16 protein-coding genes are annotated in these 17220 nt (G+C 59.9%); 8 read left to right on the top strand and 8 right to left on the bottom strand.

Annotated elements, in window-relative coordinates; genetic code table 11:
* Nucleotides 1-32: 32 nt before the first annotated feature.
* From C7I87_RS32020 to C7I87_RS31995, 6 genes are all read right to left on the bottom strand, one after another.
* Nucleotides 33-1259 carry an alkaline phosphatase family protein gene (locus tag C7I87_RS32020; RefSeq protein WP_149907965.1) on the bottom strand — a complete coding sequence of 409 codons (1227 nt, stop codon included), beginning with the start codon at nt 1257-1259 and terminating at the stop codon, nt 33-35.
* A gap of 27 nt (nt 1260-1286) precedes the next feature.
* Entirely contained in the window at nt 1287-2315 is a 1029-nt protein-coding gene (locus C7I87_RS32015; RefSeq protein ID WP_149907964.1) for an ABC transporter ATP-binding protein, read from the bottom strand.
* On the bottom strand, nt 2312-3325 hold the full coding sequence (locus tag C7I87_RS32010) for an ABC transporter ATP-binding protein (RefSeq protein ID WP_149907963.1): 1014 nt from the start codon (nt 3323-3325) through the stop codon (nt 2312-2314). Before C7I87_RS32010 ends, C7I87_RS32015 begins: the two co-directional genes overlap by 4 nt.
* Nucleotides 3326-3356: 31 nt before the next feature.
* Nucleotides 3357-4871 carry an ABC transporter substrate-binding protein gene (locus C7I87_RS32005; RefSeq protein ID WP_246696487.1) on the bottom strand — a complete coding sequence of 505 codons (1515 nt, stop codon included), beginning with the start codon at nt 4869-4871 and terminating at the stop codon, nt 3357-3359.
* 68 nt (nt 4872-4939) lie between these two features.
* Nucleotides 4940-5821, bottom strand: coding sequence for an ABC transporter permease (locus tag C7I87_RS32000; protein WP_246696486.1), 882 nt, complete (start codon nt 5819-5821; stop codon nt 4940-4942).
* Nucleotides 5822-5823: 2 nt separating this feature from the next.
* Nucleotides 5824-6735 (bottom strand): ABC transporter permease, encoded by a 912-nt coding sequence (locus C7I87_RS31995; RefSeq protein WP_149907961.1) that lies wholly within the window; start codon nt 6733-6735, stop codon nt 5824-5826.
* A gap of 273 nt (nt 6736-7008) precedes the next feature.
* Here C7I87_RS31995 and C7I87_RS31990 point away from each other — a divergent pair, with 273 nt between their 5' ends.
* The 8 genes from C7I87_RS31990 (at nt 7009) to C7I87_RS36200 (ending at nt 14593) form a co-directional block, all read left to right on the top strand.
* Nucleotides 7009-7785: a DeoR/GlpR family DNA-binding transcription regulator gene (locus tag C7I87_RS31990; RefSeq protein ID WP_149907960.1), complete on the top strand. Its 777-nt coding sequence runs from the start codon at nt 7009-7011 to the stop codon at nt 7783-7785.
* 221 nt (nt 7786-8006) lie between these two features.
* Nucleotides 8007-9566 carry an ABC transporter substrate-binding protein gene (locus tag C7I87_RS31985; protein ID WP_149907959.1) on the top strand — a complete coding sequence of 520 codons (1560 nt, stop codon included), beginning with the start codon at nt 8007-8009 and terminating at the stop codon, nt 9564-9566.
* A gap of 5 nt (nt 9567-9571) precedes the next feature.
* Complete coding sequence (locus C7I87_RS31980) at nt 9572-10594, top strand: ABC transporter ATP-binding protein (RefSeq protein WP_149907997.1); 1023 nt, start codon at nt 9572-9574, stop codon at nt 10592-10594.
* Nucleotides 10591-11553 (top strand): ABC transporter ATP-binding protein, encoded by a 963-nt coding sequence (locus C7I87_RS31975; protein ID WP_246696485.1) that lies wholly within the window; start codon nt 10591-10593, stop codon nt 11551-11553. Before C7I87_RS31980 ends, C7I87_RS31975 begins: the two co-directional genes overlap by 4 nt.
* Nucleotides 11550-12491 carry an ABC transporter permease gene (locus tag C7I87_RS31970; RefSeq protein WP_149907957.1) on the top strand — a complete coding sequence of 314 codons (942 nt, stop codon included), beginning with the start codon at nt 11550-11552 and terminating at the stop codon, nt 12489-12491. The genes C7I87_RS31975 and C7I87_RS31970 overlap by 4 nt, the downstream gene beginning before the upstream one ends.
* Before the next feature lie 9 nt (nt 12492-12500).
* Nucleotides 12501-13334 (top strand): ABC transporter permease, encoded by an 834-nt coding sequence (locus tag C7I87_RS31965; RefSeq protein WP_149907956.1) that lies wholly within the window; start codon nt 12501-12503, stop codon nt 13332-13334.
* A 12-nt stretch (nt 13335-13346) separates the two neighbouring features.
* Entirely contained in the window at nt 13347-13826 is a 480-nt protein-coding gene (locus tag C7I87_RS36205) for an alkaline phosphatase family protein (protein ID WP_246696484.1), read from the top strand.
* A gap of 59 nt (nt 13827-13885) precedes the next feature.
* Nucleotides 13886-14593, top strand: coding sequence for an alkaline phosphatase family protein (locus C7I87_RS36200; protein ID WP_246696483.1), 708 nt, complete (start codon nt 13886-13888; stop codon nt 14591-14593).
* Between the two features lie 105 nt (nt 14594-14698).
* On the opposite strand, the gene C7I87_RS31955 is transcribed toward C7I87_RS36200, so the two are convergent.
* Both C7I87_RS31955 and C7I87_RS31950 read right to left on the bottom strand, forming a co-directional pair.
* The gene (locus tag C7I87_RS31955; RefSeq protein ID WP_149907955.1) at nt 14699-16273 is read right to left on the bottom strand and encodes a putative bifunctional diguanylate cyclase/phosphodiesterase; all 1575 of its coding nucleotides are present in this window, start codon (nt 16271-16273) and stop codon (nt 14699-14701) included.
* A 361-nt stretch (nt 16274-16634) separates the two neighbouring features.
* Nucleotides 16635-17220, bottom strand: a 586-nt coding sequence (locus C7I87_RS31950; RefSeq protein ID WP_149907954.1) for an SIS domain-containing protein, incomplete at its 5' end; no start/stop codon positions are given.

Raw genomic sequence — 17220 nt, 5'->3', positions numbered from 1 at the left:
GCAGCAGGGAAGGTAGATCATACCGATCCCATTCAGAAAAGCGCGCGATCGGGGAACAGGTCAAGCGGAAGCCCAAGAATGGCCGCAAGCGTGGGCGTCAAGCGCGTAGCATCGGCGATCTCTTCCAAACCCTTGGGCACCCCAGCACCGGAGAAGATGCACATACGGTCATCGGCAGGCAGGCCTGGCCGAAAACCGTGGGTGGATTTGTACTTCGGGCGGCCGAGCGGCTCACCGGAAGAATGATCGTGCGGGATCTCCTCGAAGTCACACCCTTCCGGTGCCATGAATGTGGCGATTTTGTCCGCGAGATCACCGGGTACATGGTCATTGCCCCACGGCTGGGCACCATGCGACGACAGCCTCTCCGTCACATGCTGGCGTTCCTGTTCGTCTTTGACCAGGACGTGCAGCGTGGCGCCTTCCGACTGCCACACGGTTTCAGGAATGATCAGACCAGGGAAGATAGACCGCCCGATGTTCCCATGGCCGTGATCGCTGACAAGGACGATCGCATAGTCCTGGCGCCTGTCCGCCCGGCGAAGGCTTTCCAGGCAGGTGCCCACGAGAGCGTCCGCGAAAGCCACGGCGAAGTGAGCCTCCTCGCTTTCATAGCCAAAATCATGCTGGAAATAATCGGTCGTATTGATCTCGGTTATGAGGAAATCCGGCGCCTCCTTCGACTGTAGCAGCCTGGCAGCCGCGCCGATGGTCAGCTGGTCGCCGCTCAGCGTGTCGGTTGTCGGCGACGACCCGTCTGATTGATCGGCGCGCCTCGTATAGGAGGGGAGGGGAACAGCGGCCAACCGGTTGCGAGGATCCTTCACCCTCAAAAGCGTCGAAATGCTCCCATCTCTCGGCATCTTGGTGAACCCTGGGCCGCGCAGCCAGCAGGGTGGCACATAGATCGACGCGTCTTCCGGTTTGATGAGCGCATGGCCAATGCAGGCGACATCCAGACCCGCGCGCGAAGCAAGCGTGGCGATCGTGGGTACACGGACATGTTCCGGTTCGGCGCCGACAAAAGCGCCGTTGTCCAGAACCCGGTTGCCGAAGATCCCGTGTTTGTCAGCTCCAACCCCCGTCAGGATTGACGCTCGACCCGGCATCGAGACGCCCGGGACCGGAGAGCGCATGCGCCGGACCAGAAATCCATCGTCCGCCAGTGACGAGAGGTTCGGCAAGCGGCGGCGGTGATTTTCGAAATAATCGGCGCTGACGCCGTCGATCATGATGAGAAGAAGCTTCTGCCGTGTCATGTGGATCTGCCTGCTGGAGTAAAAAGATCAATGTTTGATGCATGCCACCCAATGCGCGGCTGCGACCTGCCGAAGCTCTGGCGCAAGTTGTGCGCATTCCGCACTGGCTTTCGGACACCTGGTTCTGAAGACGCAGCCGGTGGGAGGATGAACAGCGCTCGGGATCTCGCCTTTCAACGGTACCCGCGCATGCCGAAGTTTTGGGTGCTCGACGGGAAGCGCGGACAACAGGGCTTGGGTATAGGGATGCGCGGGCGCATTTCGAAATAGCGCCGGCGGCGCGATCTCCATGACTTTGCCGAGATACATGACCACGACGCGATCGGCGACGTGGCTGATGACACCCAAGTCATGGGAGATGAACAGGATGGTCAGGCCGAGCCTGTCCCTCAAATCGAGAAGGAGATTGACGATCTGAGCCTGGACCGAGACATCGAGTGCCGATACCGGCTCATCGGCGACGATGAAGTCCGGTTCGGTGGCAAGGGCTCGGGCAATCGCAATGCGCTGGCGTTGCCCGCCGCTGAAGGCGTGGGGGTGACGCGAGGCGTACTCTGGAGCGATCCCGACTTGCGACAGCAGCTCAAACACCCGTTCGGCCCGCGCCCGCTTCGTCAACTCCGCATGGTGGATCGACAGCGGTTCGGCCACGGCTTCACCGACGGTCATGCGCGGGTTCAGGCTGCTATAGGGGTCCTGGAACACCATCTGCATGTACCGTCGGAAGGACCGCATCTGCGCGCTGGACAAGGTCGTCAGATCGGTCCCGTTGAACCGGATCCGCCCGGAGCTCGGAGCGACAAGACGCAACAGGCCGCGACCGAACGTCGTTTTGCCTGAACCAGACTCGCCGACCAGCCCGACGATCTCACCGCGAGCGATCGACAGCGATATCCCGTCAACCGCCTTGATCGACTGTTTCGCAGTGAACGGAAAATGACGGCGCAGCGGCAGATGCACTCGAAGGTCATCGACCTCGAGCAAAGCAGCATTGCTTAGGGATGCAGCGGCTGCCGCCCTCTCGACCTTGTCAGGACTGCGCGCGTGGGCGTTCATAATGCTGCCTCCGGGACTGGAGCAAACGCTCCGATCTGACGCCAATGGAAACAGCGGACGCTGTGTTCGTTGATTGTCTCGAGTGCCGGCATGCTCTGGTCGCAGCCATTGCCGGCGTAGCCGCAGCGTGGACGAAACGAGCAGCCATCAGGTAGATTTGCGAGGTCTGGCGGATTGCCGGACACGGCCGCGAGCCGTCTCGAGGATACCCCGGCATGAACGCTCGGCCGCGCTTCCAAAAGGCCGCGCGTGTAGGGCATGCGCGGGGCGTCGAAAATTTGGCCGACAGCGCCTTCTTCGACGACGCGGCCGGCATACATGACCAGAACACGATCCGCGATCTCGGCGACCACGCTGAGATCATGGGTGATGAACATCAACGCCATCCCTGTCTCTTGCTGCAAATCGTGGAGCAGGCAGAGAATTTGCGCCTGGACGGTCGCGTCGAGCGCCGTCGTCGGTTCATCCGCGATCAGCAGTTTTGGACGACAAGCGATCGCGGTCGCGATCATCGCTCTTTGGCGCATGCCGCCTGAAAGCTGATGCGGGTAGTCGTCGAGCCGCCGCTCCGCGTCAGGGATCCCGACGCGGTCAAGCAATGCCTTGGCCTGGCGCCGTGCCTGACGCGCATCGCAGCGTCGATGGGCGCGAAGCACCTCAGCGATCTGTTCCCCAACGGTGTAGACGGGATTGAGCGCCGTTGCGGGTTCTTGAAAGATCATGGCGATATCGCTGCCAAGGAGGGCACGGTGCCGCTTTGGGGAAATCTGGAGAAGGTCCTCTCCTTGAAAGAGGACCTTCCCCGCTACGATGCGTCCTAGCGACTTCGGTATGAGGTTCAGGATGGAAAAAGCGGTTGCCGACTTGCCTGAGCCGGATTCCCCGACCAGGCAAACAGTGCTTCTCTGCTCGACCGAAAATGACACGTCCTCGACTGCTTTGACCGTGCGGCCTTGCGAGTAGAAATAGGTGCGCAGGTTTTCGACGCGCAGAAGTTCACGCTGGTTCATCCTGACCTTCCCTCCTGGTTAGGACTGGTGATCACTTCTGGAAGTGAATGTTGGCGGCACGGAAATCCATGGTGTATTCCGTGTTTGGCAGCCACTCGATCCCGGATCGAACCCCGTAGAAATCCGGCGCGCGATAGAGGTAGGTGCCGGGGGCGTCATCCTCGAAAATGTCGATCATCTTCTGATAGATGTCGTAGCGGCGCTTGACATCGAGGGTCGTCTCGCCCTGTTCGGCAAGCTCGTCGAACCGGGCCTCGTCTTTCCAGAGGTCCTTGGACCAGGTCATATAGAGGGTCACCGCAGGATCCGTGGGCACGACCCAGTCCGAGCTGTTCTTGACGGTGACGACCGGATTGTCCTTTGCAAGCTTGCTCCAACCTTCATCGACGCGGACACTGGCATTGACGCCGATCGCCTTCCACATTTCAACGACGGCTTCGGCGACAGGGACGCCGTTGGTGTAATAGGACGGATGCGTCACGTAGTAGATCGGCTGTCCCTTGTAGGACGACTCCTTGAGCAGCTGTCGGGCCTTGTCCTGGTCGAAGGGCGGCGTCGGGCGATTGGGATTGTAAAGGCCGGGCTCCCATCCTTCGTACTGCGCAGAATGCGGGATCTTGGCCTTGCCATCCCATAAGGCGTCGACGAGCAACTGGCGATCGATTGCCAGATTGAGCGCCTGGCGCAGCTTCTTGTCGGCCATCACTGGATTGTAGGTGTTATATTTGATGTAGTGATGGTTCGCGAGCGTGCTGCGGACTTCGCAGCAACCGAGACTTTCGACGGCCTTCAGTTGGTCCGGCGGCAGGCTGTTGACGATATCGACTTCGCCATTGGCAAGTGCCGTTATGCGAGCCGAAACCTCGGGAATGGCCTTGAATGTCAGTTTGGAAACTGTCGGGCGCCCGCCGAAGTAGGTATCGTTTGCCTTCAGCTCCATGCTCTCGTCAGGCTGGAGCTTGACGAAGGCAAAAGGACCGGTGCCCACGGGCTTTTGTCCGAAGCCACTTTCCCCGACGGACTCGAAGTATGCCTTCGGCACAATCTCGCTGCTATGGTAAGCCAACAGTTGCAGCAGGATCGGACTTGGCGCCTTCGTCGTGATCCTCACGGTCAGATCATCGACGGCGTCGACCTTCTCGACGACCTTGAGAAGGTTTCTGGCTTCGACATAGTCGGAAGCCGGGTCGAGAATACGGTCCAGGCTGAACTTGACGTCAGCGCTGGTCAGCGGCTGACCATTGTGGAAGGTCACCCCAGGTCGCAGCGAGAACTCGGTGGTGCGATCGTCGATCTGTTTCCAGCTCTGCGCCAGGCCGGGAACCAGTTCATAGGACGTGCGGTCCTTGCTTTTGGAAAAATCCCGGGCCACTAACGTGTCGAACATGTTGTAGGTAATCGGGATGTCAACGTTTCCGAGCGCCATTCCGGGATCGAAGTTGCTGCGAACCGTGTTGACGCCGACGGTGAGAGGGGGCCGCGTATCCTCCTGCGCGACCGCGAAGGTCGGCAGCATGATGGCCATAGCCAAGAGTAGTCTTCGCATTAGGGGTCTCCTTGGTGAGGGAATGTTGTTTGGTCTTTCCTGCAGGAAACGGGTCGGAGCTGCGCCTGTCAGGCGCGGCCGCGGGGATCGAGGGAGGCGCGCAACCAATCGCCGATCATGGCTGCCGCAACCGTGATCATCACGATTACGACGCACGGGGTTATCGCCAGCCATGGTGTGGTGATCAGGTAGTTTCTCGCCTCGCCGAGGAGGGATCCGAGGGAAACGTTTGGCGGTTGAATGCCGACCCCAAGAAACGAAAGCGAGGATTCCAGCACGACGATCTCGGCAAAGCTCAGGCTGGCAAGCACGATGACGGGCGACAACGTATTGGGAAGGACGTGACGCATGGCAATGCGCCAGGGCGAGGCACCCGAGCTGCGGGCTGCTTCGATAAACGCGCGTCCATGCAGCGCCGCAACTTCCCCGCGGACGACGCGGGCATATTTATAGTAGTCGGAAAAGCCGATGATCATCACCAGGATAAGCGGACTGGTGCCGGCAAGGGCGACTGCCGTCAGAGCCACCAGAGTGGTTGGCACGGCGGCCTGTGCGTCGACCACAGCCGAGAGGCACTGGTCGATCCATCCTCCTGATGTTCCCGCTATCAAGCCGCCGAGCGTGCCGGCGACCACGCCGACCAAGACACCAGCGCAGGCAATGAGCAACGTCGTGCGCGTCGCAAACAGGAGACGTGCGAGCATATCGCGCCCGAGATGATCCGTTCCCAACAGATGATCGGCGCCCCCGCCGACAAACACTGGCGGCCGCAGCCTGCTCAGCAAGCTTTGCGTGGCAATGTCGTAAGGAGCGATCGCGGGAGCGGCGACAGCCAATAAGACGATGACGCAGAGAACGAGGATCGAGACGGTTGTCACCACCGGTATGCCGTGGCGGCTTGGAGCCGGAAGACGTGGATCGTCGGGCGACGCGTGCACAGCGATGGTCATGATCATTTCCCCCGCACGCGCGGATCAAGCAGCCCATAGGCGAGGTCGACAACAAGATTGGCGAGGATGATCGCCGTCGAGAACATCAGGATTCCGAATTGAAGCACGGCAAAGTCGCGCTTCATGACGGCGTCGATCACCAGGCGGCCAACGCCCGGCCACGCGAACACCGTCTCGGTGACGACCGCGCCGGCCACGAGGCCGCCGAACTGGAGGCCCAGAATCGTCAAGACGGGTAGGATCGCGTTTCTCAGTCCATGCTTCAGCACGACGACTGCGGGGCTCAAGCCTTTGCTGCGGGCATAGCGCATGTAATCCTGTGCCAGGACCTCAAGCATGCTGCTTCTAACGAGGTGGGCGATGTTGGCTGAGCTTGCAAGCGCAAGCGTGATCACCGGCAAGACCATATGTTTCCAGGTGCCCATGCCGCCACTGGGCAGGAGCCGCAGCGACAGGCTGAAGATCAGGATGGCGGCGATGCCGACAGCGAAATTCGGCAGCGCCTGCATCACGACGGTTGCGGTCGTAAGCGCGCGGTCGAAGAGGCTGTTGTGGCGGAGCGCTGCCCAAATGCCGCCACACAAGCCCATGGCGACGGAGAGCAAGAACGCCGGGATGGTCAAAAGCAGGGTGTTTGGGACGCGCTCGAAGAAAAGGTCGGCTACCGGGCGGTTGGAAAAGAAACTGCGGCCGAAGTCGGCTCGAACAAGCGCTTTGCCATACCGCAGATATTGCGTCGCGATGTCATCATTCAGTCCAAGCTTTTCCCTAAGCTCCACGCGCTGCTGTTCGGGCATCTCGGCGGGCATAAGGTAATATGTCGGGTCCCCGGTGAGCCGTGTCGCGACGAACACGACGCTGACAATCGCCCATAGGGTCAAAGCGCTGCGCAAGGCTCTTGACAGGAAAAACATCGGACCTCCTCTGTCGCAGCGAATGACCTGAAGCCATCTGTGATGACCAGATGTCTAGGTACCTTTCATAGGTCCATCTTGTAACGCTTTCATGACGCGTCCAGCCGGTGCGCCGGTCGCCACGAGCAAAGCTCCGGCGTCGATGGAAATTCGATTGAGTTTCTCGCCTCAAAGCCGGGGCCAATTTTGGCCAACGCTCGGCCCCAGCGCTTGTCCCAGTGACATTTGCTCGTTGACTTGGTTAGTCTCCGCCAAGGCCAAATCGAGAGAACCATGTCGTTCAGTCACAGCCGCCAGAAAAAACTCATCGAGATGATCCACGCGGACGGCGAAGTGCGCATCCGCGACCTGATGCTGCACTTCAATGTCTCCGAAGAAACCGCGCGCCGCGATATCAAACAACTCGAACAGGACGGCTTGATCGTGCGCGTCCATGGTGGGGCCGTCGCCACGCAGCAGCCTAAGCTGTTGGCCGTCTCGTCGCGCGCGATTTCTCAGCGTGCGGAAAAGAACGCTATTGCCGAGATAGCGCTCGGTCTTCTCAAGCCCGGGCAGAACCTCTTCTTGGGGGGCGGCAGTACGGTGCTGTCACTGGCTCGTCGCATCTCGGCCTTGCCGGAGATGCGCATCGTCACCAACATGGTCGATATAGCGATCGCAGCTGCCGACGGCCGTCGGCATCGCGTCGTCATGCTGGGGGGTGAATTCGATCCAGACTTCCGGACCGTGACAGGGTTCCTTGGTCTGCGCACGCTTCGCGAACAGCAGATCGATGTTGCTTTCATTGGGGTCAACGCCGTGCATCCCGCATTAGGCGTCTTCGACCATGAACAGGTCGGGCAGGACCTCGCCGCGACACTTTCCGAACAGACGCGGAAAATCGTCGTTCTCGCCGATCACACCAAATTTGGCTTGTCGGTGCGTTACAGGATCCTGCCCCATTCAGCGATTTCCTCGATCATCACCGACCGGAAGCCGGCACTGGACGTGCTGAAGCAGATCGAAGCCGCTGGTGCCCAAGTCCTATATCCGCAGCAAAAGCCGTCGTAACCCGGCATAAATGACCCTGACCCTGCTGCGGCATGTTCCTCGCAGGAATGCGGTCGTTTCACGACAGTTTGTGAAATGCCTTTGCGCCTCCATTACAAACCAGCCATAATCCGTCTTAAAGCCACACAAAACCTTCACATAACTGCGCTATGTCTCTGCCCGTCTCGGGAAGAAGCGGAGTTCGGCCGGCTTGCCGTCCGACAAAAGGAGAGGCTACTGATATGCAAACGACACGTCGCACATTTCTCGGCATGACGGCGATGGCGGCCGGCGCATTGGCCTTGCCGCGCACGCTCCTGGCTGCCGGCCAGCGCCCCAGCCTCAATATTGCGGTACAGGATCTGCGTACCATTCTGGAGCCGGTGGACGCATCCTCCATCGCCAATGTTTCCTGGCGGGTGCAGTACAGCATCTACGATCAGCTGCTGCGGACCGACTATAACGACAATTTCCGCCTCAACTACGCACTTGCCAAATCGCTGAGGCAGATCGATGCGCAGACGCATGAAATCGTCTTACGCGACAACGTCAAATTCCATGACGGCTCGACAATGACGGCCGATGACGTCGTCTTTTCGCTAAGCCCGGAGCGGCTGCGCGGCGAGAAGGCCCCAGGTGCTGCTGTCTTCGCCAACTTCCTGTCGTCGATCGCCGATGTCCAGAAAGTGGACGATCAAACCATCCGCCTGGTCACCGCTACGGAAGATCCCGTTTTCGCCAATCGCCTCGGCGCCTGGGGCTCACAGATTGTCAGCGCCAAGGCCTGGAACGCCGCCAAGAACTATGACGCCTGGGCAGCAAAGCCGATCGGCACGGGTCCCTATAAAATCGGAGACGTGCGGACCGGTGACGAGATCACGCTGGTTGCCCACGATGACTATTGGGGCGGCCAGCCGCCTTTCGCCTCCATCCGGTTCAAGCGCCTGCCCGAGATTGCAGCCCGCATCGCCGGTCTCAAGGCCGGCGACTACGACATCGTGACCGATGTCACGCCCGACCACATTTCCGAGATCGATGGCGTCAGCGGCCTTGCCGTGACGGGGGGCGAGGCCATGTGGTTTCGCTTCCTGACCTTCGCTCCGCTCAAGACGCCAGTTCTGAAGGATGTCAATCTGCGCCGTGCACTGGCCTTCGCCATCGATCGCGATGCGTTGGCCGATGGTCTTTGGAATGGTCGTGCCAAAGCGCTCAATGGCTGGCAGTTGCCGATCTTCGGGGCGATCAACGATCCCGAGCGCAAAGGCGTGTCCTTCGATCCGGCCATGGTCAAGGAACTGCTCGCCAAGTCGTCCTACAAGGGCGAGGAGATCCCTTACCCGACTGTCGGGACCTACTACCCGATGCAGCTAGCCGATAATCAGGCGCTGGTCGAGATGTGGAAGGCCGCGGGCATCAACGTCAAGCTGATGATGTGCGAGAACTGGGATCAGGTCGGCAACATTGGTGGCATCAATGACACCTCCGGTGGAGCTTTCTACGCCGACCCCGTTTCGATGCTTTGGCAGATCATCGGGCCGACCAATGACCTGCAATCGACCGGCGCCTGGACCAACGACGAGTTCAACAAACTCGGTCACGAGCTCGAAACGACGACCGATCTAGCCAAACGCAAAGCCGCGTTCAAGCGCATGCAGGACATCGTCGAGATCGACGATCCCTGTATCACGCCGCTGCACTCGATGCCGTTCATCTACGGCCAGAAGAAAGATGTTGTCTGGCAGCCAAATCCGCTACCGCAAATGTATCTCGGTCCAAAAATGCCGTCTGAGCCGGTGGCTTGAGCTCGATGCTCACCACATTGACCAGGAACAGCGCGGGACCCGCGCTGTTCCGCCCTGATCATCCTCTACCCAGGCCTGCCATCAAAATCGCCGGCCTGGAGGTGGCGTTTGGCGGCTTGCCGGTGCTGCACGGCGTCGACCTGATCGTCAACAAGGGCGAGGCGGTCGGCATAGTCGGCGAGTCCGGTTGCGGCAAGTCGGTCACCTGGCGGGCCGTGCTCGGCCTGCTGCCAAAATCCGCAACCATCAGCGGTGAAGCTTGGGTGGACGATATTAACCTTGCCGGTGCGCCGCAGCCGGTTTTGGATAAGGTGCGAGGCGGTCGCATCGCGATGATCTTCCAGGATCCGGCGAGCGCCCTCAATCCGGTCCACCGCATTGGTGCCCAGATCACCGAGACACTGCGCCTGCATCGGGGGCTGACCGGCGGCGCCGCACGCACTGAGGCGAAACGGCTGTTGGACCAGGTTGGCATTCCCGACGCCGCAAGCAGGATAGATGCTTATCCGCACGAACTGTCAGGTGGTCAGAACCAGCGGGTTATGATCGCCATTGCGCTTGCCGGTCAACCCGAGCTGCTTGTCGCGGATGAGCCGACGACCGCGCTCGATGCCACGGTTCAAGCGCAGATCCTGCTGCTGCTCAAACAGATCCAACGCGATACCGGCATGGCGCTGGTCATGATCAGCCACGATCTCGCTGCGGTCGCAGCGGTTTGTGACCGGGTGAGTGTCATGTATGCCGGGCGGATTGTCGAGGCAGCGCCAACCCGAACGCTTTTGACAGATCCACAACATCCCTACACGCGTGATCTCATCGGGGCGATCCCTCCCTCGGACGGGCCACGCACCAGGCTCACGTCAATTCCAGGGGTGCCACCCTACGGCGTCTTGCCCTCGGGCTGCGCCTATGCGCCCCGCTGCCGAAATGCCGATCCCCGATGCAGCACCATTGGACCCGATCTTACGACCGTTTCGTCGCGGCACGTCGTCCGTTGTGTCCATGCCATTTCGGGGGCGCGCCAGTGACATTGTTGCATCTCAATGAGGTTAGCCGCCGATACCCGATCGGGAGACAAGTCTTCGGCCGGAAAAAGTCGCTGACGGCCGTCGATGGGGTGTCGCTCGAGGTCAGAAAAGGCGAGACCACTGGCGTCGTCGGCGAATCTGGCTGCGGAAAATCCACCACTGGACGCATTGCGCTCGGTTTGGAGCAAGCCGACAGCGGGCAGGTCCTGTTCGAGGGAATTCCACTCCCGCCGGCTGACACAAAGGAATGGCGCGCAAAGCGGCAGCGCATGCAGCTTGTCTTCCAGGATACACTGGCAGCGCTCGACCGGCGCATGAATGTCGGTGATTTGATTGCCGAGCCCTTGATCATTCACCGGATTGGGCAAGCTGAAGATCGTGCCGAGCGCGTTCTCGGGCTTCTGCAAGCGGTCGGTCTGACCCAGCATCATCAAGCGCTTTATCCGCATCAGCTTTCCGGAGGACAACGCCAACGCGTGGTGCTGGCGCGCGCGCTTGCGCCAAACCCCTCGCTGCTGGTTTGCGATGAGCCGGTGTCGGCGCTCGATGTTTCGGTTCAGGCGCAGATCGTCAACCTGCTCATGGATCTTCAGCGCGAGCGCGGGCTGGGCATTTTGTTCATCAGCCACGATCTCAGGATCGTTCGACATGTCAGCGACCGCATCGTCGTCATGTATTTGGGTCGGGTCGTCGAGGAAGGACAGGCTGAAGTCGTGATCGATCAGCCTGCTCATCCATACACCCGCGCCCTTGTCTCGGCGATGCCACGACTTTCCGGCGGCTTTGCGCACTACGTGCCCTTGGCCGGCGAGCCGCCAAGTCCGGCCGAGCGGCCGGCGGGATGTCCCTTCCATCCGCGCTGTGCTCTGGCGCAAGATGTATGTCGAAAGAGCGAGCCACCGGTCCGAGCAACGGGACACAACCGACGAGTTGCGTGCCATCTGGTGGCAAACGGATGACATCCCTGGCTTTTTACATTGGCCCCAAGATACTTCGGGCCGCGCTCTCGATCGTGGTGGTCGTCACGCTGACATTCCTGGTGCTGCGTGCCTCAGGCGATCCCGCGCTGCAAATCCTGGGGCCGAGCGCTCGCGCTCCGGATCTCGAAGCATTCCGCCAGCGGTGGGGATTGGATCAGCCTCTTTACGTCCAGTATGTCCGCTATCTCTGGGCAGCCCTGCATGGAGACTTTGGAAACTCGATGCTGGGCGGCAAGCGCGCAATAGAGCTGGTGCTTGAGAGGATGCCTCTGACGTTGACGCTGATGCTTCCGGCCCTCGCGCTCAACGTGTTGATCGGCATCCCGATCGGCGCCTATGCCGCCATGCATCGTGACAGCTGGATCGACAGGTCCGTGATGATGCTGACCGTGCTCGGCTTCACGGTGCCGAGCTTTGTGCTAGGGCTAATCTTCATCCTGATCTTCTCGGTGACGCTCGGCCAGTTCCCATCGGGCGGCGCTGACAAATGGCAAAGTGCCGTCCTGCCGGTGCTCACCCTTGGCATCGGCGGCGCAGCGGTCATCGCCCGCTTTACCCGCAGCGCGATGATCGAGGTGTTGTCACAGCTCTATGTGGTGGCTGCCAGTGCCAAGGGGGTCACCTGGCGCCAGGTCATCCACTATCACGCCTTTCCCAATGCGCTCATCCCCGTGCTGACCCTGTTGGGCCTCATGCTTGGTGGGCAAGTGGCCGGCGCGGTGCTGGTCGAAAACGTCTTCGGCTGGCCAGGCATTGGCCAACTCCTGGTGGTTTCGGTTGGAAACCGCGATCTCGCGGTCGTGCAGGTGATCCTTTTCCTGGTTGCGCTGACGATGACGTCAGCCAACTTGATGATGGATCTGCTCTATGGCGTCATCGATCCGCGCCTGCGGACCAATCGCTCCGCATCGCACTGAGCAAGCCGCATGCGGAAGAAACAAAAGATTGACCGTCCGACGCTGATTGCGTCGCTCTGGCTTTGCCTCATGCTCCTGATTGCAATCGCCGCTCCGCTGATCGCGCCGCATGACATCACCGCAATGGATCTCCGCCACCGCCTGGCTCCGCCTGTCGGTTTCGGCGGCACCGCCGCGCACCTGTTCGGCACCGACGATTTGGGCCGTGACGTCGCTTCCCGTTTGTACTTCTCAATCCGCACGAGCTTGTTGATCGCCTTCGGCGCAACGCTAATCAGCGTCTTCGTTGGAACGGCAATCGGGTTTGTCGCGGCATATTTCCGCGGGCTCATCGAGCATTTCCTGCTGCTGCTGATCGACGTTCAGGCTTCACTGCCGTTTCTCATCGTCGCGCTTGCGATGCTGGCCTTTTTCGGCAATTCGCTGGTGCTGTTTGTCGGCCTGATGGGGCTTTACGGCTGGGAACGCAATGCCCGCCTGGCGAGGGGACTGGCATTGGTTGCGGGCGCGCAAGGCTACGCCGGCGCAACACGTCAGCTCGGCGCTCATCCCATGCGTATCTACCTTCGACACATATTGCCAAACAGCGCCGCCACGCTCCTGGTTGCGGCGACCGTGACCTTTCCGGAAATCGTTCTCGTCGAAAGCGGCCTGTCATTCCTCGGTCTGGGTGTCCAGCCGCCGATGACCAGCCTCGGCGTTATGGTTGGGACCGGCCGCGAATACATCACACGCGCTCCCTGGATGTTGCTCGCCCCCAGCATCGTCATCGTGGCGACGGCTGTGGCGGTCAGCGTCCTTGGCGATTACCTGCGCGACAAACTCGATCCGACGCTCAGCTAATGGATGTTCCCGATGCAAAAGAAGCTCATCTCAGTCCTCGTCGACGGCGTCAGCGCTGACACATTCGAAACCTATGCGCACCGGTTTCCGAACATGAGACGGTTGGCCGACAGCGGCCTGCGCGTTCGCCGCCTGAAATCCGGGATTCCAGCCACTTCCGTGCCTGGCCGGGCGACGATGTTGACTGGCGTTGGCCCGGAAGTGCATGGCATCTACGGCAATCACATTTTTCGGGGCGACATTTTCGTAGCACCTCTCGCCGCGGATTTGCAGGCCCCAACCCTTGCAACACACGCCAACAAAGCCGGCCTTGATGTTGCGGCCATCGGTCAGGCGCTGGTTGATCCCGCCGACACATCGATCCATGTCTCGCCCTGGTGGTTGCGCGGCTTCGTGACCGGTCACCGCTTCAGCAAGATGGTACCTCGGGAGACTCTCGCCGCCTGCCGCGCCATTTATGATGCCAAGGGTCGGCTTGCCGCGGCTGGCTGACAGACATGGAGGCATTCCTCAATCCGGTCGATGAGGGCGCGCCGCAATTGATCGCGGGCTTGGCGCTCGATCAATTTCTAAACCGCGCAGCGGTTGCCCTGCTTGGCTCCGATCAGCCGCCGGATCTGATCCTGACAGAGATCGAGATGCCGGATGCGTTTCAGCACTCTCTCGGCTACGACAGTCCTGCTGCGATCTGGTCCATCGAATTCGCTGACATGTTGATCGGCAACCTGCTGGCGGCTCTTGATCGCACGGACCGGCGCGACGATTATGTGATTTCGATTGCCAGCGACCACGGGCATGGCGCGGTCGATACCGCGATCTTCCCCGAGGCGGTCATTCCAGACATGCTCTGGATGACGGAGGGAGCAAGTCTTTACGTCTCTCTGACGAACCCCGGCGACTTGGAGAAGGCCACCGAGCGATTGTCGGATTTCGGTGTTGAACGCTGGAATGATCTACACTTGCCGGAGCCTCTGCGCGGGTCGATCGCCATGTTCGTTGCGCCGCCAGGGCATTCCTTTGAGGAGCGGCCAGTGGATGCAACAGGCGAATTGACCGCTCTCGGCAAGCCGCGGTCGATTTCCACGCATGGCTTTCGGCCAGGCAGCCGGCAGGACGATCGCATGTTCATTCTCTCCGGTGGCAACATCGCGCCGCAGATCATTGAGGAGGCGAATGCCAATCAGTTCGCGCCGACGCTGGCGAGCGTGCTTGGCTTGTCACAGGCGCCCTATGCCGCGCTTTCTCTCTTGAGGATTTAGCGCTGCTATCGTTTGAGGATAGATCCCGCAAAATGCGAAGACCCGATGGCATCGCCCCCGGTTCATTGGCCGCACAGGTCGAGGTCTCGCCGTCCATGTCAGCTTTCATCTCAAGGAGCTGGAGCGCACCGGTCTCGAGTTGTGCTGCCCGCGCCGAAGCATTGACGAGACAACGTCGGCCGGTACCGGCCGGCTGTAAAAGAACCCCTGCACTTCGTCGGCACACTTCTCTTGGTTCAATAGCGCGGCCTTCTCATGGCTATCTACCCCTTCGACAGTAACGGTCACACCGATCTCAGTAGCTATTTTAGAGACCCCCCGAAGGATGTTTAGTGCCTTTTCATTAGAACACGCGTCATCGATGATCGTTTTGTCTACTTTGATCTTGTCGATCGTGAATCGGCGCAAGTAATGTAGTCCGCAATAGCCGGAACCGAAGTCATCGAGCGCAATCCGGATGCCACTCCGGCGCAATTCGTTCAGGATCGGATTGATGAAGGTCGTATCACTTATAAGGACTGATTCCGTGATCTCGAGGTCGAGCCTATGGGGATCCAATTGGGTCTCAGCCAAGGTCCGCTTGACCACGGACTCGATCTCACTGCGAAAGAACTGAACTGGACACACATTGACGGCGACGCGCACATGGGCAGGCCAGTCCCGGCATGCGAGGCATGCTTGTTGGAGCGCCCACTCTCCTATTTCCACAATGGTGCCCGTGCGTTCGGCAACCGGGATGAATTCACTCGGGGCAATCGTCGTGCCATCAGGCAACCTCCACCGGAGCAATGCCTCGACGGACTGAATTCGCTCTGGGTGCTCTCGTTGAACGATCGGCTGAAACAGAAGAGACAATTGCTTGTTTGAAATGACAGTCGCCAGCGCGCCTTCCAGGTCTCTGCGCCGACTCGCAATCATTGCCATCTGTGGGATAAACAGTTCACCAAATGTGCCTCTGGCTTTTGCTTTGTAGAGAGCCAAGTCCGCGGCCTTGAGGATCTGGCTGGCATCACTTCCATGAAGCGGCGCTATCGCCGATCCCACGGTGACGTCGACGACAACGTGGCGGCTATCCAAATCGTAAGACCCGGACACTGCATTTCTGATCCGCAGCGCAAAATCGAGAGCTTCGGATTCCACCGAGACCTCACCTTGCACAACGACGAATTCGTCCCCTCCGAATCGCGCAACAAAGTCGCTGGCACCGATGAGCTTTCTGAGATTGGCCCCAACCGCGTTCAACACCGCGTTGCCGAAGTCGTGACCGAGGGAATCGTTGACCTGTTTGAACCTGTCGATGTCAAAAAAGTGGACGGCAAAGCCTCGCTGCTGTCCATGCGGAGTCAGGCGCGCCTGCAGTTCTTCTGAAAGTGCGAACGAGTTCGGCAGTTTTGTCAGGTGGTCGGTGAAGGCTTGGTGCCTGATGACGCTATTGGCAAGGCGCAGCCTGTATGAAGTCCGATATGATGGATAGAGAAAAATCGGCGCCAATATGGCCGAAATAAATAGTGCGGCAAAGATCTGGTACCAAATAGTCGGGTAGTAAACTCCAATGACAACATATAAGCCCGCTGCCATTGCGATTGCGAGAATAATCACCAGAATCGACTGAATTAGCGTTAGCCGCGCCGGCTCACAGTCCAGGCTGCCATCGAAAATTGCTCTGGCGTTTTTCCACATGGAGGGAAGCTTATGCTAATGTACTAACTAAAAGTTCCGTCGAAATGCTAAACTCTTACTTATCCGGCCCACGTCATGACCAACTGGCCCATCTCACGCGGCAGAGACGACTAGGATTCATGACTGTCACGGTTTCGTCTCCTAAAAAATCACTCCATTTCGTGTCCACACCGCGGAAGGGTCGGGCTGAATTTGGGTCGGATCCGCCGGGCTTCGGCACGGCTGTGCGCCCGGCCTGACCTTCGCCGAATCCCTCGACATGGCCCAAATCAGCTCCCACAGAATGGTTCAATCGCATCGCAACTTGCTCTGGACGCCGACGGCCCCCCTGGCCAAGGGACTTTTCGCTCAAGCTTGCAGCCTATTCCACCGTCACCGATTTCGCCAGATTGCGCGGCTGGTCGACGTCGGTGCCCATGAACACGGCAGCGAAATAGGCCAGCATCTGGATCGGCAGCGCGTAGATGATCGGCGAGATGATTTCCGGCACATCCGGAAGCACGATCGTCTCCATCGTCTTCACGCTCGCCTGTGCCGCGCCCTTGGCATCGGTGATCAGGATGATCTTGCCGCCGCGCGCCGCCACTTCCTGCATGTTGGACACGGTTTTCTCGAAGGTGCGGTCGTGCGGCGCAATCACGATGACCGGCATGTTCTCGTCGATCAGCGCGATCGGCCCATGCTTAAGCTCGCCCGCGGCATAGCCTTCGGCATGGATGTAGGAGATTTCCTTGAGTTTTAGCGCGCCTTCCATGGCCAGCGGGAAATTGGTGTCGCGGCCGAGATAGAGTACATTCTTGTAGTGGGAAAGCGCGCTGGCGACGCTTTCGACCTGCTCTGCCAACTCTAGCACCTGGGTAGCCAAACGCGGTGCTTGGGAAAGATCGTGCACCAACTGCTTTTCCTGGTCGCGCGAGATCGTGCCGCGTGCCACGCCCGCCCGCACC

This window comes from Mesorhizobium sp. SARCC-RB16n (assembly GCF_008520305.1).
GTDB lineage: Bacteria > Pseudomonadota > Alphaproteobacteria > Rhizobiales > Rhizobiaceae > Mesorhizobium.
The sequence above is the reverse complement of the archived record's forward strand: the minus strand, read 5'-3'. Positions and strand labels throughout refer to the sequence as shown.